19 protein-coding genes are annotated in these 21,658 nt (G+C 31.4%); 3 read left to right on the top strand and 16 right to left on the bottom strand.

Annotation, left to right across the window (positions count from 1 at the left end; translation table 11 throughout):
* Positions 1 to 295: 295 nt before the first annotated feature.
* The 4 genes from GXK57_RS22170 to GXK57_RS22155 are packed head-to-tail and all read right to left on the bottom strand — an operon-like array spanning position 296 to position 3,143.
* Positions 296 to 769 carry a metallophosphoesterase gene (locus GXK57_RS22170; protein ID WP_160680197.1) on the bottom strand — a complete coding sequence of 158 codons (474 nt, stop codon included), beginning with the start codon at positions 767 to 769 and terminating at the stop codon, positions 296 to 298.
* A gap of 19 nt (positions 770 to 788) precedes the next feature.
* Positions 789 to 1,400 (bottom strand): XTP/dITP diphosphatase, encoded by a 612-nt coding sequence (locus GXK57_RS22165; protein WP_160680196.1) that lies wholly within the window; start codon positions 1,398 to 1,400, stop codon positions 789 to 791.
* Position 1,401: 1 nt separating this feature from the next.
* Positions 1,402 to 2,148 carry a ribonuclease PH gene (gene rph, locus GXK57_RS22160; RefSeq protein ID WP_160680195.1) on the bottom strand — a complete coding sequence of 249 codons (747 nt, stop codon included), beginning with the start codon at positions 2,146 to 2,148 and terminating at the stop codon, positions 1,402 to 1,404.
* Positions 2,149 to 2,162: 14 nt separating this feature from the next.
* Entirely contained in the window at positions 2,163 to 3,143 is a 981-nt protein-coding gene (locus GXK57_RS22155; RefSeq protein WP_160680194.1) for an AIR synthase family protein, read from the bottom strand.
* Between the two features lie 128 nt (positions 3,144 to 3,271).
* Here GXK57_RS22155 and GXK57_RS22150 point away from each other — a divergent pair, with 128 nt between their 5' ends.
* Positions 3,272 to 4,741, top strand: coding sequence for a hypothetical protein (locus tag GXK57_RS22150; RefSeq protein WP_160680193.1), 1,470 nt, complete (start codon positions 3,272 to 3,274; stop codon positions 4,739 to 4,741).
* A gap of 131 nt (positions 4,742 to 4,872) precedes the next feature.
* On the opposite strand, the gene GXK57_RS22145 is transcribed toward GXK57_RS22150, so the two are convergent.
* Both GXK57_RS22145 and GXK57_RS22140 read right to left on the bottom strand, forming a co-directional pair.
* The gene (locus GXK57_RS22145; protein WP_160680192.1) at positions 4,873 to 6,498 is read right to left on the bottom strand and encodes an ABC transporter substrate-binding protein; all 1,626 of its coding nucleotides are present in this window, start codon (positions 6,496 to 6,498) and stop codon (positions 4,873 to 4,875) included.
* Between the two features lie 60 nt (positions 6,499 to 6,558).
* A complete protein-coding gene (locus GXK57_RS22140) occupies positions 6,559 to 6,948 on the bottom strand; it encodes a hypothetical protein (RefSeq protein ID WP_160680191.1) in 390 nt (129 codons plus the stop codon).
* A gap of 371 nt (positions 6,949 to 7,319) precedes the next feature.
* Here GXK57_RS22140 and GXK57_RS22135 point away from each other — a divergent pair, with 371 nt between their 5' ends.
* On the top strand, positions 7,320 to 7,577 hold the full coding sequence (locus GXK57_RS22135) for a hypothetical protein (RefSeq protein ID WP_202127768.1): 258 nt from the start codon (positions 7,320 to 7,322) through the stop codon (positions 7,575 to 7,577).
* 29 nt (positions 7,578 to 7,606) lie between these two features.
* On the opposite strand, the gene GXK57_RS22130 is transcribed toward GXK57_RS22135, so the two are convergent.
* From GXK57_RS22130 to GXK57_RS22105, 6 genes are all read right to left on the bottom strand, one after another.
* Positions 7,607 to 7,879, bottom strand: a complete 273-nt coding sequence (locus tag GXK57_RS22130) for a hypothetical protein (RefSeq protein WP_128211955.1) — start codon at positions 7,877 to 7,879, stop codon at positions 7,607 to 7,609.
* 1 nt (position 7,880) lies between these two features.
* Positions 7,881 to 9,875, bottom strand: coding sequence for an NAD-dependent DNA ligase LigA (gene ligA, locus GXK57_RS22125; RefSeq protein WP_160680190.1), 1,995 nt, complete (start codon positions 9,873 to 9,875; stop codon positions 7,881 to 7,883).
* 330 nt (positions 9,876 to 10,205) lie between these two features.
* The gene (pcrA, locus tag GXK57_RS22120) at positions 10,206 to 12,509 is read right to left on the bottom strand and encodes a DNA helicase PcrA (protein WP_160680189.1); all 2,304 of its coding nucleotides are present in this window, start codon (positions 12,507 to 12,509) and stop codon (positions 10,206 to 10,208) included.
* Between the two features lie 815 nt (positions 12,510 to 13,324).
* Positions 13,325 to 14,041, bottom strand: coding sequence for a pseudouridine synthase (locus GXK57_RS22115; RefSeq protein ID WP_160680188.1), 717 nt, complete (start codon positions 14,039 to 14,041; stop codon positions 13,325 to 13,327).
* Between the two features lie 101 nt (positions 14,042 to 14,142).
* A complete protein-coding gene (locus GXK57_RS22110; protein ID WP_160680187.1) occupies positions 14,143 to 14,898 on the bottom strand; it encodes a lytic transglycosylase domain-containing protein in 756 nt (251 codons plus the stop codon).
* A 406-nt stretch (positions 14,899 to 15,304) separates the two neighbouring features.
* Positions 15,305 to 17,308 carry a triple tyrosine motif-containing protein gene (locus tag GXK57_RS22105; protein ID WP_160680186.1) on the bottom strand — a complete coding sequence of 668 codons (2,004 nt, stop codon included), beginning with the start codon at positions 17,306 to 17,308 and terminating at the stop codon, positions 15,305 to 15,307.
* A 398-nt stretch (positions 17,309 to 17,706) separates the two neighbouring features.
* On the opposite strand from GXK57_RS22105, the gene GXK57_RS22100 reads away from it, so the two are divergent.
* On the top strand, positions 17,707 to 17,898 hold the full coding sequence (locus GXK57_RS22100) for a hypothetical protein (RefSeq protein ID WP_160680185.1): 192 nt from the start codon (positions 17,707 to 17,709) through the stop codon (positions 17,896 to 17,898).
* A 125-nt stretch (positions 17,899 to 18,023) separates the two neighbouring features.
* Here GXK57_RS22100 and GXK57_RS22095 read toward each other — a convergent pair whose 3' ends face one another.
* The 4 genes from GXK57_RS22095 to GXK57_RS22080 all read right to left on the bottom strand — a co-directional run bounded on the left by GXK57_RS22095 (position 18,024) and on the right by GXK57_RS22080 (position 21,658).
* Entirely contained in the window at positions 18,024 to 18,473 is a 450-nt protein-coding gene (locus GXK57_RS22095; protein WP_160680184.1) for a YaiI/YqxD family protein, read from the bottom strand.
* A gap of 434 nt (positions 18,474 to 18,907) precedes the next feature.
* On the bottom strand, positions 18,908 to 20,257 hold the full coding sequence (locus tag GXK57_RS22090) for a glucose-6-phosphate isomerase (RefSeq protein WP_160680183.1): 1,350 nt from the start codon (positions 20,255 to 20,257) through the stop codon (positions 18,908 to 18,910).
* Positions 20,258 to 20,340: 83 nt separating this feature from the next.
* The gene (locus GXK57_RS22085) at positions 20,341 to 20,547 is read right to left on the bottom strand and encodes a hypothetical protein (RefSeq protein ID WP_128211937.1); all 207 of its coding nucleotides are present in this window, start codon (positions 20,545 to 20,547) and stop codon (positions 20,341 to 20,343) included.
* 139 nt (positions 20,548 to 20,686) lie between these two features.
* Positions 20,687 to 21,658: a dipeptide ABC transporter ATP-binding protein gene (locus GXK57_RS22080; RefSeq protein ID WP_160680182.1), complete on the bottom strand. Its 972-nt coding sequence runs from the start codon at positions 21,656 to 21,658 to the stop codon at positions 20,687 to 20,689.

Raw genomic sequence — 21,658 nt, 5'->3', positions numbered from 1 at the left:
AACCTGCGACCTCATGGTCCCAAACCACGCGCGCTCCCATCTGCGCCACACCCCGTAACTTTATGACTTACCTTCTTATCAGGCGAATCATGTTGTAACCTTTCGGCGACAAAGATTATTCTACACGATGTTATTATTTCAGTCAATACTTTTTTTAAAAAAGTTTTTTTATAACAAAAATTTGCTGAAGCCAGTGTTTATAACCATTTGCGCCGATATACCAATTTATGCATGAAAAAGTTCTAAGATTAAAACGAATAAAAATATTCAGAATATATGCTTATTCACTTATGTATTACACCTCTACAAGGTATGGATAAATTGGCTTTCCTTCTACAACCTCTATGAAAGCTATACTTCTTTTACTCATCCTAGGAAGTGAAGCACTTCCTGGATTTATGATCCATAGATTTCTTTCTTGAGTTATTAAAGACTGATGGGTATGCCCAAATAAAGCAGCATCAGCCTCTACTTCCATAGCTTTAAAATATATTGAATTTAAATCATATTTCACATTATATTTATGTCCATGAGTAATAAAAAACTTTTTATCTAGAACCTGCACTAGCATTTCTGATGGATATTCATCAGAAAAGTCACAATTGCCCTTCACTCCATACACCTTGCCCTTATATTTGCTTAAAAGGTAATCCAAATCAGTTATGTTGTCCCCAAGATGGATAAGTACATCACTCTTCTTTATAAGCTTTTTAACCTTTTCTATATATTCAGTAACATTATGAGTATCACTAACTACAGCTACTAGCATTATTATTATGCCTCCAAAACTAAATTAAATTCTTCAGTTCTTTTTTTATAACTTCTAACGCTTTCCCTCTATGACTTATTGAATTTTTTTCATCTGCAGTCATCTCAGCAAAGGTTTTATTAAATTCTGGCACGAAAAATAATGGATCATATCCAAAGCCCTCTACACCTGTAAGTTCCTCTTTTATAACTCCATGAGCTCTCTCTTCTACTTTTACAGTTTTTCCATTTTCATCTATAAGAACTATAGCACAAACAAAAGCAGCCTTTCTTTCTTCACTTGGCACACCCTTTAAATTTTCTAATAACTTTTCATTATTCTTTTTATTATTTCCATGTTCTCCTGCATATCTAGCAGAATAAACTCCTGGTTCACCATTTAAATACTCAACTTCTAATCCAGAGTCATCAGCCATTATAAGAAAATCACTTAAGCCATCTTTCTTTACATGCTCATATATTTCCTTGGCTTTCTTATAAGAGTTTTCAATAAAAGTCTTCCCATCTTCAACTACATCTATGTCTATATTACAGTCTTTAAGAGACTTTACCTCTACATCTATATCCTTTAGTATTTGCTTTATTTCCTTTATTTTGTGGTCATTGTTACTTGCTACAATAATTTTTTTCATACTACTCTCCCCCTGTACCTATCCATAAACTATCTTTCTTTAATACATCTTTTTGAGCTTGAATTATATGTTTTACACCCTTTTCTCCTAGTGAAAGCAGCTCATCTAAATCCTTCCTAGAGAAAGGACTTTCCTCACCTGTCCCCTGTACTTCTATAAATTCACCACCATCAGTCATAACTATATTCATATCCACTTTTGCCTTAGAATCTTCTTCATAGCAAAGGTCTATAATCTTTTCGTCATTTAGTATACCAACGCTTACAGCCCCAACAAAGCTTCTTATAGGGAAAACCTTAAATGGCTGATGCTTGTGTAGCTTATTAACCGCATCAACTAATGCCACGAAGGCTCCAGAAATAGATGCTGTTCTAGTCCCTCCATCTGCTTGAATAACATCACAATCAATCCATATTGTTTTTTCACCTAAAGCCTTTAAATCCACCACTGATCTTAATGCTCTTCCTATGAGTCTTTGTATCTCCATAGTTCTTCCATCAATCTTAAGCTTAACTATGTCTCTAGGCTTTCTAGATTGAGTTGACCTTGGAAGCATATTGTATTCTGCTGTTATCCAGCCTTCCCCGCTTCCTTTTAGAAATGGAGGCACCTTCTCCTCAATAGAAGCGTTACATAATACTTTTGTATCTCCTACTTCTATAAGCACTGAACCTTCAGCATATTTTGTATAGTTTCTTGTAAGCTTAATAGGTCTTAAGCCCTCATTTTTTCTTCCATCTATTCTCATTTTGTTGCCTCCTTTTAATATATAGAAAAAAGTTCATCCCTCTCAGGTTGTGGAACAATAACTTCACCTTCAGATAACTTTACTAGTATTCCTTTATCTTCTGTTATCTTACCAATAATTGTGGAATTAATTCCATTTTCCTTAAGTAGATTCACAAGACTTTCTCCATTTTTAGTGGTTATAATCATACTTCCAGATGATATTAATCTAAGTGGGTCTATATTAAACTCTTTGCATACTTTTCTAGTAACTACTGAAATAGGCATCCTATCTTCATAAACTTTAAATCCTAAATTAGCTGCATCTGCAAGCTCCCATAGAGCACCTAGAACACCGCCTTCAGTAATATCATGCATGCAGTTTACACCAAACTCACCACTTATTTTCCCTTCCATTATAACACTAATTTTATTAATATATTCTCTAGCTTCATCAATTTCTTCTTCTGTTAATACCTTTTTTATTCTTTCATATTTATCATTCACAATTATATTAGTGCCTTCTAAAGCTAAGTTCTTAGTAACAATTATATCGTCACCAACCTGAGCTCCTGCCGTTGATACAGCTCTTCCACTTATGCATTTTCCAAGTACTGTACATGATACAACTATCCTATTTACAGCTGTTGTTATCTCTGTATGGCCTCCTATAATCTCAACGTTTATCTTAGAAGTCTCTTCATCTATTTGCCTCATTATTTCATTTATTTCTTCGTATGTTGTATCCTCTGGCGCTAATATAGTAACTAAAATCGCTAAAGGTTCTACTCCACAAGAGGCTACATCATTACAGTTTACATGAACTGCAAGCCTTCCTATATTTTCAGCTGCTCCAGTGATAGGGTCAGTAGATATAACACATTCGTATTCTCCAAAATCTATGACCGAACAGTCCTCCCCTACACCATTCCTTACTCTTACTTCATCTCTTTTTACAGATTTATTATTGTTTATCAATCCTTTAAGATCATCCCAATTTAACTTACCTGATTTCATTGCCTAACTCCTTATAATAAATTTATTCCTTAAAAAGAATAAATAATGCTTTATATATGTACTCATGCAATTTTTTATTACAACTAACATATTATTAATATAAGTATTAATTTTATGAGGTGGATACATTGAAGTATATAGGTCCTTTTTTTAGAATAAATAGCCTTACCTCCTTGGAGATAGAAGGGCAGCTATTTTTTCTTTCACGGGAAGCAATTAAGCATATTGTACTGCAATCTCGTTGCGGTCTCATAGCCTCTAACAAAACTTCCAAAAAGTATCTTTCTAACAATGATATTAACATAATAAAAGATTTTTCTCCACTTTTATGTATTTATAAAAAAGGTTCCCCTAAATTTGCTTCAACCAAGCATTTTCACGGCTGGTCTGAAGACGGTATAAAGAAGGAAATTAACGGCTCAGCCAATGCATTAATGACTCTTAGCATATTGGAACTTTCTACATTCTATGAAAAATTTCAAAAATCCAATAGCATAAACTACTCAATCTCAAAAATATATAAAGCTCTAGCTAAGCAACAACTAGACTTTTACTCCAGCCAATTGAGAAATGCAGATGGAGTTTTTGTAGATAAGAAAAACTTATCAGAAGGCAATAGTGAATTTAATTTAGTTGATAAAGATAAAAAATTCAAGTTTTCTGATCAAGCAATGATGATGGTAGCATATTATCTTTATTGGAACATATGTACATTAGATGAAGATAGAGAAATGTACAAAAACTTTTCCTTAGATATATTAAATATGTTTTTAAATTATAAAGATGAAGTTTACGATCTATCATTTCAAGAATGCTGCAAGATTTGCTTAGCCTTTAATGCACTTTACAGTTATTCTAACAATGATGATGCAAAGCTATTTTTAATTGATATTTCTGATTATCTAATTGATAAGTATGGAGAGAAAAATTACGTATTGGATAACCTTGATTATTCCTGTCTTTTAGCAATCAATCTATACTTATCTTATAAAAATACTGGATTGGATTCTTTTAAAGATAACTTTATCCAAATCAGCGAAAGGCATAGACGATTGTTTGATGATGATTCAGGCATATTCTTAAAACCTATGGAGAAAAAGGATATAAAATATAGCTGCAATGAAATAAATAATTATATGCTAAACATGCTTATCTATGAAGAATTTGATTCTTCTAGAGACTTTAAGGCCATGATCTCTACAGTATTCAGGCAGTTTTATATAAGCTCTGGCCTAGTTACCTCTTGGCCTGAAGCACCATCCTTAGATAACGAGGAAAGATATAGAGATCTAACCTTGAACTCCTCAGATCTTATTGATGAGTCTATGTTTAGAGTTAGCACCGCCACTTCCCCTGATACTACTGGTACTGCACCAATATTTTTGAAGAAGATTTCTTATTCCAAGAAAAAAGAAAGCTTTATGGCTTCTAAACTTTCTTTTGATAGTTTAAAGAACCTAAGCAACTTCTATCTAATTATATTATTGTTTAAGGATAAAATTATGAATTCATTTTTCACTCCAGACGATCCTCTAAAAGATGAAAAACTAATAGCAGAAGCTGAAATAACTAAAGACCCCGAACCTTCAACAGAGTAAAAACATATCATTAAAATATCATATTAAACGAAGAAAATCGCTAATGAGAATTGCATTAGCGATTTTTAACTTTAAAGTTAAGCGATTAGTCATCCTATACTCAGATGAGGTTACGTAAAGAATTAATATTATTAATCAGCATCCTTATCCTTAGGTCCTTCACTACTTGAACTCAATTCAATCCTCTTCAGTTCCAACGCACCATCCTTATCAAAGGTTAAGCTTTTTATCTTATCTGATTTGACACAGATTAAGTTATCAAAAAGTAAAGGTACTATATACGTATTATCTCTCAATAGCTTCACTAGACCTTTATTTCTATTGTCTACATCCTCTTTTTTATCAATACTACTTAATATATTAGTTATGTCATTGTTGCTTATAGATTTATTTTTATTATTGCTAACCCACTTGGCAACTAACTCCCCATAGACGTCAGAACTAGAACCTATATCCTCAAGCAATAACTCATATTCTCCACCTTTAACAGTCTTATCCAACTGATCTTGTTCTAGCAAGTTATACTTTACAGTTATCCCATATAAATCTTTAAGATTTTTAGAGATGAAATCACATATATTCTTGTTTTCATCATCGTTAAGACATACTAATCTTAAAGTACCGCCTTTATAATTGGATTTTTCTAGCAAGCTATCTACTTGGTCTTTTATAACATCAAAGTTTTTAGAAGCATCAGTAACATTGGAACTTACAATACTTTCATTAGATTTCAGCGCTTTTCTTTCTAGCTCACCTAAGGCTAATTGAAATTTATCTTCTTTAACTAATGAATTTCCAGTAATAGAACTTAATATAGTCTTTTCCAGCGCTCTTCTCATACTTAAATTAGTTTTATCATCTTTGCTATCTGGATTAAACTCAATTATCTTCATCTTATCAGCAGGAAATATCTCTACTAAATTTTTTGATGTTAACCTTGAAATTTCGCTATTTGGCACATCTAGTATTATGTCTACATTCTTTTTCGATTCAAAATCAGCTAAGGCTAATTCAGCTCCACTGTATATCTTTAATATTATTTCCTTTGGCTCCCTACCTTTTTTAGACCAATACTTATCATTTTGTTGAAGCTCAATTTCCTTGTTATCTTTTATATTTTTAATTGAATACTGCCCCGAATACTTTATGGAAGAAAACTCTGTCTTATAATTATCCAATTTGCTAGATATGTCTCTAAGTTTAAAACATCCTTCAGACAACTTTTTTACAAAATCATTATCTTTTACATTCATCCTAAACTTAATAGAATCTTTATCACTTTTAGATATCGCAACATTATTTTCAAAGGTTCCTCGCCCCTCATGATAATCCTTCACACCATATACATTGTATAATTCACTAACATAAGCTTCTTTGTTTTTAGGCGATATTATAGCTTTAAAGAACTTTAAAAAATCATCAGCTGTAATCCTACTTCCATCGCTCCAATAGATATCATCTCTAAGCTTAAAAACATACTCAAGTCCATCTTTACTTACTGAATAAGATTCAGCAAGTTCTGGCACCATATCACCTTTTTCATTTTTATCAACTAATCCATCAAAGATCGAGTAAAAGATTTCTTTATCTCTAATACTAAAATCACTTTTTATATCTATGCTTTCAGGAAAACTTTCAACAGCATATGTTATAGAATTATTATTATCCATGGTTCTTTCAGGAATTGTGTATGAGCATCCCTGTAAAGAAACAATTATCATAATTAATATTAATAGTTTGGAAAGCTTAAATTTCATCTATATACTCTCCTTTATAAAATATATATCTGAATTATGTCCAAACAATATTAATATTAATCATACTGGTAAATATCTATTAAAATCCAGTTTATCATATTTTAGATGTTCATTATATTTTCTCTTAAACCATATCTGCCTTTTAAGAAACTTTTTACTATCTTCCAAAATGATTTTTGGTGTTGATAACTTCCAGCTATTCATTTTATATATCTCACTTTCAAAAACTCCAGTAGTAATAAAATAAGCTTTATCAGCTTCAATGGATTCTGCTAGGTTTAAAAACCTGTAGTAATCTTCTTTAAAAACCACTAGAGTTTTATCAAACATTAAAAATACTTTTTCTCTTTTTCCTATAAGCTTTATTTGAAGGGTTAACTTACTTTTAATTATTACTTCGTATTGTATTCCATACATCCAGCAATTCTTCGTCAAATTCTTGAATATCACTTCTACAGGTATCCTTTTAAACTTTAATATGGCTTTATCTAAAGAATTTTTGTATAACTTATAATATAATGAACTGATTACCCCAAAGCTGCCTCCAAATCCTTACTTCAAGATGTATTAACTCAATAATTTAACCAAAACTAAAAGTTAGTAATTCAATCTTATTAATGAGTATGTACATCTAAACCACAATATATGAATATGCAGCATATACTTATAGTATTTCAAAATAGCTTGTGAAATTTAATAATTTTCTAGATAAAAAATATTACTAACCTTGATAAAAAAACTTAAACAGATTATTATAGTAATATAAATTATGTATTCTATTACATATATTATATATTGCTATATTGCTGGAGGTTTTGGTAATGTTACTTGTTATAGAGATAATTGGTTTGTTATGTATGTTGACTATAATGTTTGTTGCTATCTGGGGATTCATAATAGCTAGATTCGCTTACAGTCAGATAAAATATCAAAACTATCTATTGGAAAAGCTTACTCAAAATATTTATTTGTTAGTAACAAAAACTGATGGCATCATTGATAGAGCCACTTTAAACACTAATAATGATGTTGCTGAATATGATTCAAATGAAAATAAGAACCTAGATGGACAAATATAACCATCTAGGTTCTTATTTCTATTTCTAAATTATTTCACATACAGCCCCATAAATACTATAGAAATTGTTGCGATAATAAAACATATCAATGGATATGTTAACTTCTTACTTCCTTTTTCAAGTAGAAAAAATCTTATCCCCCAAAATATCATCGTTATGCTCAACCCTATTTGGATTGGATAATATGAATTAAAGACTTCATTGATATATATAAATTGATAGGTGGTAAGGAGGGTAAGTATTATAGCTACGCTTGTTATCATTGCTGAAAGTAAGCTAAAAATACTTATAAGCCTTCTCATTCTAACCTCCTATAAGACTATTAAAGTCTTCTTCTGATAATATCTTTAACCCGAGCTCTAAGGCTTTAGTGTACTTGGAGCCAGCATCCTCACCAACTATAACATAGTCAGTTTTTTTGCTTACACTACCTGAGACTTTTGCCCCTAGAGATTCAAGTTTTTCCTTTATTTCAGTTCTGCTATAAGAAGCTAAAGAGCCTGTAACAACAACAGTCTTCCCTTCAAAAGGATTTTCCTTAACTTCATTTTCCTCATATTTAGGAGTCACACCAAGCTCTAAAAGTTCATTTATTGTAGCTATAACCTTTTCTTCCGAGAAAAAGTCTATTATACTCTTTGCCACAATACCACCTATATCACTGACACTTATTAGCTCATCATAGGTAGCCTTCTCTAGATTATATATATTCTTAAATCTCTTAACCAAATCCTTAGCTGTCTTTACTCCTACATTAGGTATTCCCAATGCATATATAAAGGAATGTAGTTGACAGTCCTTACTGCTCTCAATGGCATTTAATAAATTTTGTGCCTTTTTCTCACCAAACTTTTCTAAGGTCAATAGGCTTTCTTTCTCTAGTTTATATAGGTCTGTTATTGACTTAATATCCAGCTTTTCAAATAATTGTTCAGCAGTTTTTTCCGAAAAGCCTTCTATATTCATAGCCTCTCTAGATGCATAATGTACTATGGTCTTAACCATCTGAGGCTTACAAGAAAGAGTATTTTCGCAGAAATAATGTGCACCATTCAAAATAATATGACTTCCGCAAGCTGGACATGTTTCTGGAGGAACAATTTCTCTAGTATCTTCACCAGGTTCTCCTGCTACCCCCATTATCTCAGGAATAACATCATTTGATCTTCTAACGAAAACCTCCGCTCCAATCAGTACGCCTTTTCTTCTTACATCGTCCATATTATTTAAGGTTGCTCTCTTCACAGTTACACCTGCTAGTTCTACAGGTTCTAGTAATGCTGTAGGGCTCACTCTTCCACTTCTTCCAACGTTCCATTCCACATCTAAAAGTTTTGTTGTAGCTTCTTGAGCTTCAAACTTGAAAGCTATTGCCCACTTAGGAAACTTAATTGTATATCCAAGTAGCTCTCTAGTTCTCATATCATCAATAGCAACAACGGCTCCATCTATATCATAATTTAGATCAAATCTTATATCTTTAATATACTCTATTTCTCTCTCTATATCTTCCATAGTATGACATATCTTCATATAGTCATCAATTGGAAACCCTTTCTCCTTTATGAAATTCATCATTTCTTCATAAGATCTAAAAGGTGTTCCTTCTTTATATCCTACATCATAAAAGAAAGCAGATAGATTTCTTTTTGCGGTTTCTTTTATATTAAGATTTCTAAGTGCTCCTGCTGCACCATTTCTAAGGTTTTTTAATGGTACCTCTGAAACTTCATTGTATCTATCAAAGGCTTCCTTAGTCATTATTGCTTCACCATGGATTTCCAAAACATCACTGCTGTTTATCTTAAGCGGTAATGATTTTATGGTTTTAGCCTGTGCAGTGACATCTTCACCTATTTCACCAGTACCTCTAGTTGCTGCCTTTATAAGAACACCATTAACGTCATAAGTACAATTTATAGTCAATCCATCAAACTTCTTAGTAACTATATATCTTAATACAGGAAGTTTATCTTCATGACTTCTATTATAGTCCTCAACGAACTTCACATTTCTATTATGCCATTCTTTAAGCTCCTCTAAAGTCTGTGCCTTGTCCAAGCTCCACAATCTGGCTTTATGAGTGTATTTTGAAAACTCTGCAAGAGCAGTATCTCCAACTCTTTGAGTAGGAGAATAAGGCAATACATAAGAAGTTTCTCTTTCTAATGTTACTAACTCGTCATACCTCCTATCATAATCCTTATCCGATACAGAGGGATTACTTAAGGTATAGTATTCATATGCATATTTATTTAGCTCTTCTACTAGCTCCTCTATTCTTTTAATCTTATCCATCTAAACACCTCTCAATCTACTTGAGCTTTATATTATAGTATTATATAGGTTTCCATTACTTAAACTTAATTTATGGAACCATAATAAAAATATATCTTGGCTTATTCATACAGTAAAGCTACACATTGAGCCTTACGTTCATCCTGCTTATAATTTTATGTACAAGCATAAATTATTATGATAAAAGTACTTAATCTATAGTTTAATTTTCTCAAAAAGAAGTTCTACGCCTTTAGATATACACCTTCATAGTAAAATTTACATTTTCAAATCTCATCTCAGTACCAAGAGGAGATTTGAAAAATGATTTCAGACTGAAGTGCTACATCTTTAAATTAGCTCTAAAGGAGCAAAGCTTAAAAGTAAGGTTTTTAAGCCTTGGCTGTCAAAAGCAATAGTAAGCTTAAGATCATCACCTTCAGTAACGGTCTTTATTATAGTACCAATTCCGAACTTCGGATGCTTTATCTTTCTTCCCATAGTGGCTTCATTCTTTGTAAGAATTCCTCCAGAAGTGCTATCTAAAGTCTCCTTTAATTTTTTTGCAGCATCAAGCATTGTTTCTTTCTGAGTCTTTTGATTGGAAGCATAGCCTGAACCATACCCACTTCTTAGGCTATGAGGATTTCTATTACCTTCTGCATTTCCATATCCTTGGCTTGCAAACATAGAACTTCTTGTAGAAAGTCCAGAACTTGTATTTCCCTTTACAAAATCCTTCAATTCCTTAGGTATTTCAGCTATAAAGTCTGATTGAGGGTACGCAACAGTCCTTCCAAAGACCTTTCTTACCTCCGCTGATGTCATGTATAGAACATTTCTAGCTCTAGTTATACCAACATAGCATAGTCTTCTTGACTCTTCCATCTCACTCTCAGAGTCAAAGGAAGCTGTTCCTGGGAATATACCATTTTCCATACCTACCATAAATACTACTGGGAACTCTAACCCCTTTGCTGAATGTACAGTCATCATAACCAAGGTATCAGCTTCTTCATCCATGTTATCTACATCTTGAACCAAAGCTACCTTTTCCAAGAAAGCTCCTAAGGACTTATCTTCCTCATTACTCTTTTCAAAGTCAACTGCTGCAGAAACTAATTCCTTCAAGTTTTCCACTCTACTTTGATCCTCAGGTTCCTTGGAATCTTTTAGTTCCTTCATATATCCGCTTTTGTCTAATATATACTCTATAAGTGTAGAAACTGGCATTTGCTCTGCCATATCCATAAAATCTTCTGATAGTTCAGTAAATCTCTTTATGGAAGATATATTTCTAGCGGATAGACTTGTTATATTTTCACAGTCTAATAAGCAACTATAAAGAGTATCATCAAATTCATTGGCAAATTCCATGACCTTAGCTACAGTAGCGTCACCTATATTTCTCTTAGGCACATTTATTATTCTTCTAAGACTTATAGAATCCGCTGGGTTATTTATAAGCTTAAGATATGCCATTATATCCTTTATTTCTTTTCTATCATAGAACTTAAGTCCACCGATTATCCTATATGGAATATCTCTCTTTATAAAGCAATCTTCAAATATACGAGATTGAGCATTTGTTCTATAAAGAATAGCGAAATCTTTATAAGATAAATCCTTCTCTTCCATAAACTTCTTTATTTCTGAAGCTATAAACTGCGCTTCATCATTGTCAGAAAAAGCTCTATATATTCTTATCTTTTCACCATGCTCTGCTTCAGTCCTAAGTACCTTAGACTTTCTATTACTGTTAAATTTAATTACATTATTTGCTGCGTCTAGTATATTAGCTTTAGATCTATAGTTTTGCTCAAGCTTTACCACTTTAGCACCTGGATAGTCTTTTTCAAAGTCTAATATGTTTCTTATATCCGCACCTCTCCAGGCATATATACACTGATCGTCATCTCCAACAACGCAGATATTCTTATGCTTTAGAGCCAATAATTTCACAAATTCGTACTGACATCTATTAGTATCCTGATACTCATCTATCATTATGTATTTAAATTTGTTTTGATAAAAATCAAGCACCTCTGGATTGTTTTGAAACAACTCAACGGTTTTAAATATTAAATCATCAAAATCTAAGGCATTATTCTCTTTCAGTCTTTTTTGGTACATTACATATAAATCCGCAATTTTATTTCCTCGGAAATCACTCTCATATTGTCTTTTATATTGTACTGGAGTGATTAGATTATCTTTTGCTTTTCCTATCTTTGATATAACTTCTTGTTCAGTTATATCCTTGTCATTTATGTTAAGTTGCTTAATGCACTCTTTTACCAAAGCCTTCTGATCATAGCTGTCATATATAGTAAAATCCTTCTTGTATCCTAGTCTCTCAATTTCTCTTCTCAATATCTTAACACAAGAGGAATGGAAGGTTGAAATCCACATACTATCAGCTTTATCACCTATTAAAGCTCTAACTCTGTCTCTCATCTCCTGAGCTGCCTTGTTTGTAAAAGTTATGGCTAAAATATTGTATGGCTGTATAGCCCTCTCTTGCAACATATACGCTATTCTATAAGTTAATACTCTTGTTTTTCCTGATCCAGCTCCTGCAAGTATTAAAAGCTGACCATCTACAGTAGTAGCAGCCTCATACTGCTCCTTATTCAAAAGACTTTTTAAATCCATATAATCACTCCTTAAATATGAAAAACTGCTTTTATATTCTCTGAATATGTTCAAAGAAATTCTATTAGGCTATCTATGTTTTTACTCTTTAACTTATAGTATATTACCTTGCTTGCTATAGCAAAATATCTTTTTCTAAAGAGTAAAAAGAGGAATGTTATTCCTCTTTTTTATTATAGTCAAGTATGTATATATTATATCATAATTATTATAGCTGTAGATATATAAAGATGCATATCTTCAATAAGATCCAATATGTTCACTTTCAAATCTACCATGATTTCTCAGTGAAAATTCGAGAATATTTATTTTTAATCATTACTCAGCATGAGATTTTAACAAGAGAATTTTACATAGACATAATGCGTAGACTTGAATAAGGTAACGAATAAAAACCTTCATTTTTATATATAAAAGATTTTTTTCATTCATTAAATAGAATTATCTAATAGACATATATGAACTTCACACAAATTAATAAATTTATTACAAAATTTACCTCAAAATAATGTATGAATAATTTTCAAATTTAATACGTTTTCTTTTTACTTTTTCATATTTGACACCCATATATATCTCAATTCCTATTGCATAATTTTCAATATGTTAATTGATAAAATTATTTGAAAATAAAAAAACGCAACCCTTGGGGCTAGGTTGCGCTTCAGCAATAAGCAATAAATAAAAAGGGGGCTATTTATTCCTTTTATTTATCCTTGCAGAATAATTATATATAATTGTATTTTAAAATGCAAGTCTATTTTGAAAAAAATATTGTAAATAATATATTACTATGAATGAAAAAATTTCATATTTTAGTTATTTATTAAAACATTTAATTCTTCTTCTGTGAGCTCTCTGTATTCACCTTCCTCTAAATCTTCATCTAGTGGAAGATTGCCAAACTTTATTCTTCTTAAGTATACTACTTTTTTTCCTACTGCTTCAAACATCCTTTTTACTTGATGATACTTTCCTTCCTGCACTGTTACCAATACCTTGGAACCTTCTTCTGTAGCTTCCTCTATTTCAAGCTTAGCACTCATACACTTATAACCATCATCAAGTTCTATACCTTCTTTAAATCTCTCTATATCATCTTCATTTACTTTCTTGTCTATTTCTGCATAATAGACTTTATCAACATGCCATTTAGGCGAGATTAACTTGTGGTTTAGTTCACCGTCATTAGTTATAAGAAGCAATCCTACTGTATCCTTATCCAATCTTCCCACAGGAAACGGATTAAACACCTGATGTTCTGGATACAGAAGATCTATAACAGTTTCGTCTTTATTATCAAAGGTAGCAGATATAACTCCATCAGGTTTATTCATCATTAAATATATGTACTTTCTGTAAGTTAATTCTTCACCATTAACCACTATCTTTGATTTTTCTGGATCTAACTGCATCCCATTATCCTTAACAACCTTTTCATCTACTATAACTGCTCCAGCCTTAACTAAAGCTTTTATTTCTTTTCTAGAACCATATCCTAAATTTGAAAGAATTTTATCAAGTCTCTCCAAAATAACACTCCTCTACTTTTTATTTCATTAGAATTAATTTGATATTTTATCTACACTTATTAACTACTTAAAAGGACTGCACAAAAAGTACAGTCCTTTTATTATACACCATTTCTAAAATAATTCATTACTTTATTAACATAACTTACAGTTTCACTAGGCATCTTATAGATTTGGTTAGGTGAGCTTACGCCTCTTCTTTGCATAGTTCCAGGGCCACCATTGTAGGCTGCTAATGCCATTTCAGTATTCCCATTGTATTTATCCAAATATCCTTTTAGAAGTTTTGCCCCACCATTAATATTTTGTTCTATATTAAACGGATCTGTAATACCTAAATTTCTAAAGTTTTCAGGCATTATTTGCATTATTCCTGAAGCCCCAGCACCTGAAACTGAATAGGGATTGAAACCAGACTCTTGTTTAATTATAGCTCTTATTAAATCTTCATTTATCCCATATCTTTGAGATGCAGCAGTTACAGCATTATTGATTCTCTCCATGTTACTGCCACTTACGTTAGCTCCCTTGGAAGTAAACTTTATAACTGCATTTGAATAAGGATTGATCTTATTCAAATCCACTGTGTTTGAATCATCATAGCCAGCAGGTATATTCATCCCAAGTTTACTTAAATCAGTGCCTGCCGAAACATTTTGATCCACAGAAGCTCCACTACTATCAGAGGTGCCTCCAGTTAATGCACTTAGTATATTGCTACTACTATTATCTTCTGTTATATTCTTCATTAAACTTTCCATAACTAAATCAAAGGCTTGAGAATCCCCCATAGCTTGCTTCATATAAGAAGAAAGCATTTGTACTCCTAACATCTGTTCAGTCTTATCGATTTTCATAAACTCACATCCTAAAGCTTTATTGTGCAATATTATAATACTTCCTATTAGGCTATTTTAAAGTCCATTGTGAAATTAAGTTGTAAATCATCCGATGCTCATATGAGATTATGCAAATAATTAATATAGATCTACTTCATCACCGTTTAATTCCACCAACACTATTGTAAGAAGCTGTTAAAGTACGTAACCTATGTTAATTATCGCCATAATTATTTTATCACTTTATAGCTATTTTTGTATATTTACTATATTATTTATTATTAACTTTCTATATATACTTATTCTAAAGATAAAAACTGCTGGTTATAACCTTGTAAATCGCTAAAATAGAGCCTATTTTTTAGTATAATAAAGCAAAAGCTTCACACTATTATCTTATAATAGGAGAAGCTTTCTAAAATTATTATTCTACTTTAAATTCAAATATATCATAATCTTCATAAGCACATTTTCTATAATAGCTTTTTGCCAGTACAAGCATTCTATAAGTTCCTTGTACAAAAGGCATTAATGTATAATAGCTTTTTCTTGAGTATTTTTGAACAAGCATCCAGTTTCCCTTTTCCATTATATAGAACTCGTAGCACACTTCCTTGCCACCACAGCTTTCCACATTGAAGGTTATATCATCACTGATCTTAAAGGAAGTTTTATTGCACAATATCTTTGTTCCAGTAACCGGAGGTGCTTCATTTACAAAAATACTAATAGATTTTTTGCAATCGAAACCTTCTTTGCATTTTTTGTTTTTAGAATACATTTCAACAACATATTTTCCTGCCCTTTTAGGCTTGAAGGTAAACTTCTTACTGCCTATATAATCCGTTTCTTCAACAATATGACCATCTATGAGTATCACATATTTTATAAGTACATCCTTTGTATTCTGACTAATAACTTCAAGCTCTACCTCATCTTCTACTAAGTAGTATTCTTTTGATGGTAGCAATACATAGTCTATTGTACCTTCGATATATTCCTTAACGTTGAAATAAACAAACTGGTGACTATCATAGTCTTTTTCAGAGTACTTATCCTTAACCTTTAACTCAACTTCATATTCTCCTGGAGTTTCTGGTATAAAGTTAACCCAATTTACATTACCATAGCTTACTCTTTCTTTTTCCTTCTTATCCTTATATACTACAAAGCTATATTTCAGATCTATTCCGCCTTCTGCTATAACTTTTATGTTTATAGGATCATTTATTAAATAATGACTATTTTTACCTAACAGTACATCTGTTATTTTTACAGCCTTTTGTCTTTTTTTCTCTATAAGGAATTCTATGCTTTTCTTCTCCTCATATTCACCTTGAAAGGATTCATCTCTTACAAACATAGTGATTGAGTATTGCCCCTCATATTTTGGTTCCCATAGAAAACTGCTTGTCCTTATATATCCAGAATCCTCACCATAGTTTCCATCTATCTTAAATCTATATAAAAGTTCCTTACCACCTTCTACAACTCCTCTTAAAAGTATTTTCGTTCCCTCTGCCTGAGGTGAATTAAGATCTGTGGTAAAAGTCTTTATATTAATAGGATAGTAAGGCTTAACCTCATAAACCATTATTGCTCTATCATCATATTCTCTTTCTGAATACATATCTCTGGCTAAACACAGTATTTTGTAACTTCCAGGTTCTTTTTCATTAAACCCAACCATTCTTCTAGAGGAATAATCTTGTATGCAAATAGTTTTACCATCAGGATTTATCTTCAAAAATTTATATAAAGTAGTTCTAGTATCATCCTGCCTTGTATATACTTGAAATATAAGTTCCTCATCTACAAGTAAATCCTTAGTCAAGCACTTAAAGTCTATTATTTCTGGTCTCTCTATATCCTTCACCGTAAAGGTTATTGTCTTAAAATCATCGAAATTATCTTTAGATTCCGGTGTCTTACACTCTACTAATATATCGTGTTTACCTACCTCAGTAGCTGTAAAGGATAATACATTTTCCGTAGAATAGTCTTTTATAAGCTCCCAACCATCTTTACCACTAATCCAGTACTTATACATAGATGGTATCCTACTAGTTTCAACTTGAATGGTTATCTTCTTCCCTATTTCAATTTCTTGGTTTTCTATATACACATCTTTAATCAAGTTTTCTTCTTTTTCACCAATGAAATAATCTCCTCTTATGATAAAATCATAAGGTTTATTTGAGTTATCCCTCTTTACTTGAACCATTATAAAGTACTTTCCATCTTTCTCTGGCTTCCATGTACAACTACTTTCTTTGGAAAAATCCTTTATGTCCTCCCATATTCCATCTATACCTACCAAAAATTTAAAACTACAATCATTTCCAGAATAATTTCCTACCCTTATGTTTATTTCAGTTTCTTTCTCTTGAGGACTATTCTTGTCAAACAATAGAACTAACTCTTCCATATACTCTCAGCACCTCTTGTTCATTATTTTCACACTTTGGTATAAAAATATTGTTATAAAGTTTCTAACTCAACTATTAATTTATCCATGTCATAAAACCCAATACTTTCAAACAAGCATAAATTAAGTTTTCATAAAGAATCCCTATAGAAACTATTTATTAATCTACCCTAATATAGATAATTATATTATACTTTCCATTAAATGTAAAATATTCGATAAAATTTATCCTTTTCATAATTATGAAAATAATTAAAACTTAATATTGTATCTCCCTTTATTTATATTTCTTAGACAAAGCTTAAGAACTTTATAACTTAGTATATATTTTTCATATAAGAGTACATAATAGCTTTATCTAGATTATATCTCCACTGACGAAAGGGGAACAAAAAATTATGAAGGATTCTATAAAAAAAGAAATAGATCCAGACTCAAACAATACCTTTAACAATACTTATGGCAGTATTATTAATAGTGCCAATGGTATAGGACTAGGTATAATCGATTCTGATTCTAATTTAAACAGTCTAAAACCAAATTCCCACTCTGACATTAATACTCCTAAAAAATATACTCCAGGAGACTAAAAATTATTGAAGTAATCTTTGTTACATAAAAAAAACTCTTACTTTTTATGATAAGACATATGGTATAAAATAACAAGTTAAAGATTCTGAAATTTTAGTTTATAATAGAAAAAGGCTTGTAAGATTTATTCAAATCTTTCCAAGCCTTTTCCTATTAACCTTTTTAATGAGTTATATAGTTTTAAATCGTCCTCTTCTGTTCTTTTTTTGTGGGTACCAGTTCTTCCACCACTTCTTCTTACTTTTTGAGATATATGTCTTTCAAAGAGCAATCTATCTATATTTTTATCATCATAAACGCTTCCCTTTGGATTAAGTGCGTAGCAGCCTCTACCTAGTACCATTGCTGCAACTCCATAGTCTTGAGTTATAATTATATCGCCTTTCACAGCGTTGTTTATTATGTACATATCAACACTTTGAAAACCACTCTCCACTATTACAACCTTACTATAATCCGAAGTTATATAATGATGCATATCACAATATATAACGACCTCTATATCATGTTCTTTTGCTGCTTTTTCTATATAAGCTTTTCCTGGACATCCATCACCATCAACTATTATCTTCATAGAAATCCTCCTTAATATCAATATAAGTATGCCTCTTAGCATATATTCAAAAACTTTGTTGAAATTATTGTTTTCTGTAAGCATTGGCTGATTAATTAATTGCAACACAGTACTTTAACATACCTATAACTGAAAGTTATAAGATTTTATTATAAAACAACGATGAAACCCGCATTATTCCTATAAATTCTTATATTCTTATCTTTTTATATTGTTATATTGTTATGTTTTTTTATTCTTATAAATATAAATTTATAAACCTATAAGAAGTTATATTTGTCTAGCTCTTAAAATATATAAAAACAAAACCTGTTAGCCAGATACGATTTCTTTTTTCCTATATATCCTAAGAAACTCTTCTAAAGACTTCATGTTGGATTATTAGATAGTAAAAAACCCAGCATAATCATGCTGAGTTTTTATTTAAGTAAATATTATAATCTACCTTCTAGTTCTTCCTTTAAGCTTTCAAATCCAGGTTTACCAAGTAAAGCAAACATATTTTTCTTATATGCTTCAACTCCTGGTTGATCAAATGGATTTATTCCTAATAAGTATCCACTTATTGCGCAAGCCTTTTCAAAGAAGTATACCATTTGTCCAAAGTAGTATGGTGTAACTTCTGGAACATTGACAACAACATTTGGAACTCCACCATCATTGTGCGCTAAAACAGTTCCTTGGAAAGCTTTCTTATTAACAAAATCCATAGTCTTTCCTGCCACGAAGTTTAATCCATCTAAATTGTCTTCAGTTGCTTCTATCGTTATTTCTTTTTTAGCTTTTTCTATGCTTATAACTGTTTCAAATATGTTTCTTCTTCCATCTTGGATATATTGCCCCATTGAGTGAAGATCAGTAGAGAAATCAACTGCTGCTGGGAATATTCCCTTGTTATCTTTTCCTTCTGATTCCCCATATAATTGCTTCCACCATTCATTAAAATAATGAACTGAAGGCTCATAGTTTACTAGTATTTCTGTAGTCTTTCCTTTATTGTAAAGAGCATTTCTTACAGCTGCATACTTATAAGCATCATTTTCTGCTAGTGAAGCCTTAGCGTAAGTTTCTCTTGCATCAGCTGCTCCTTGCATCATTTCATCTATACTAATACCAGCTGCTGCTATTGGAAGAAGACCAACTGCTGTTAATACTGAGAATCTACCACCAACATCGTCTGGAATAACAAATGTTTGGTAGCCTTCAGCATCAGCTAATGACTTTAATGCACCTCTGCTCTTGTCAGTAGTTGCAAATATTCTGTTCTTTGCTTCATCTTTGCCATACTTCTTTTCCATGTAATCCTTGAAGATTCTGAATGCAATTGCAGGCTCTGTAGTAGTACCTGATTTTGATATAACATTTACGCTTATATCTAAGCCTTCAATAGCTTCAAGTAAATCTGCCATATATGTTGAACTTATATTATTTCCTACATAAAATATAGCTGGAGTCTTTCTCTTACCCTTTGGCAATGCATTATAGAAATTGTTAGTTAACATTTCTATAGCAGCTCTTGCTCCAAGGTAAGAACCACCAATACCTATAACTATAAGTGCATCTGAATCTGATTGAATCTTTTCAGCTGCCTTCTTTATTCTTGCAAATTCGTCTTTATCATAGTTTACAGGAAGATCAACCCATCCTAAGAAATCTGAACCTGCTCCAGTTTTGTTGTGTAACTTGTTATGAGCTGAAACAACCATATCTTCCATATAGCCAACTTCGTGCTCATTTAGGTAAGGTGCAACCTTTGATAAATCTAAAGTTAATCCCTTTTTCATATTACTACCTCCAAAATTTTAAGACTAATAGTATATTATATATTTATATATTATAAGCAAATTGTGAAATATTATTGTAAGGCTTATCTAAGCCAAACTCTCGTAATAAATAACATTATAAGGGTAAATAAAATTATTGCTATTATTAGCATTGGTAATATTATTATGTATTGGGCAATAATTATTGCTAGAAGATCTTTAAAAGTAGGTTTTTCTTGCTCTTTCATCTCTTTTAAGAATTTCTCTTCTTCACTTAACTCTTGTTCTTCTCTTTTTCCAAACTTGAACAATAACTTCACCTCTTATTAATTTATCATTTTGTATTATACCACAATAAAGTAGTACAAGAAATCTTTTCTATAACATTTTTAGCTAGTGTATTCTTTAAACAGTAAAAGTCTAAGCTTTCGCCTAGACTTTTAGTAACTTCTAATCTACTAAGTGACATGCAACCCAGTGTTCATTTCCAACATTTTTATATATTGGAGCTTGTTTCGAACACTTTTCCATAGCGTATGGACATCTTGTATGGAACTTACATCCTGATGGTGGGTTTGCTGGAGATGGAATATCACCTTTTAATAATATTCTATCTCTCTTTAAAGTTGGATCTGGAACAGGAACTGCTGATAAAAGAGCCTTTGTATACGGATGTAATGGATTATCATATAGTTCCTTCTTAGGAGCTAATTCCACCATGCTTCCTAGATACATAACTCCAACTCTATGTGATATATGCTTAACTACACTTAAATCATGAGATATAAACAAATAAGAGAAGCCTCTCTCTTGTTGTAAATCTGTCATAAGATTTATTATCTGTGACTGTATAGAAACGTCAAGTGCAGAAACTGGTTCATCTGCAACGATAAAACTTGGATTTAATATAAGTGCTCTAGCTATACCTATTCTTTGTCTTTGTCCACCAGAGAATTCATGTGGATATCTCTTCATATGGTATGCTGCAAGACCACTTCTTTCAAGAGTCTCAGCAACTAAATCTGCAATCTCTTCCTTTTTAGCTATACCATGATCTAATAAAGATTCACCAACTAATTCTCCTACAGATAGTCTTGGATTAAGAGAACTATAAGGATCTTGGAATATCATCTGCATCTTTGGTCTTATAGATCTTAATTCCTTTTTGCTTAATTCAAATATATCTTGACCTTCAAATATTACTTTACCTTCAGATCTCTCCAAAAGTCTTAATATAGTTCTACCAGTAGTTGATTTACCACAACCTGACTCACCAACTAGTCCTAAAGTTTCTCCCTTTTTAAGTTCAAAAGAAACATCATCAACAGCTTTTACATTACCAACTGTTTTTTGAAATACTCCAGCTTTAATAGGGAAATACTTCTTAAGATTTTCTACTTTTAATATTGTATTATCTTCCAT

The organism is Clostridium sp. C8-1-8, from assembly GCF_009928445.1.
Classification (GTDB): domain Bacteria; phylum Bacillota; class Clostridia; order Clostridiales; family Clostridiaceae; genus Clostridium_AR.
Note: the sequence above shows the minus strand (reverse complement) of the source record. Positions and strands in the feature narration are given on the sequence as shown.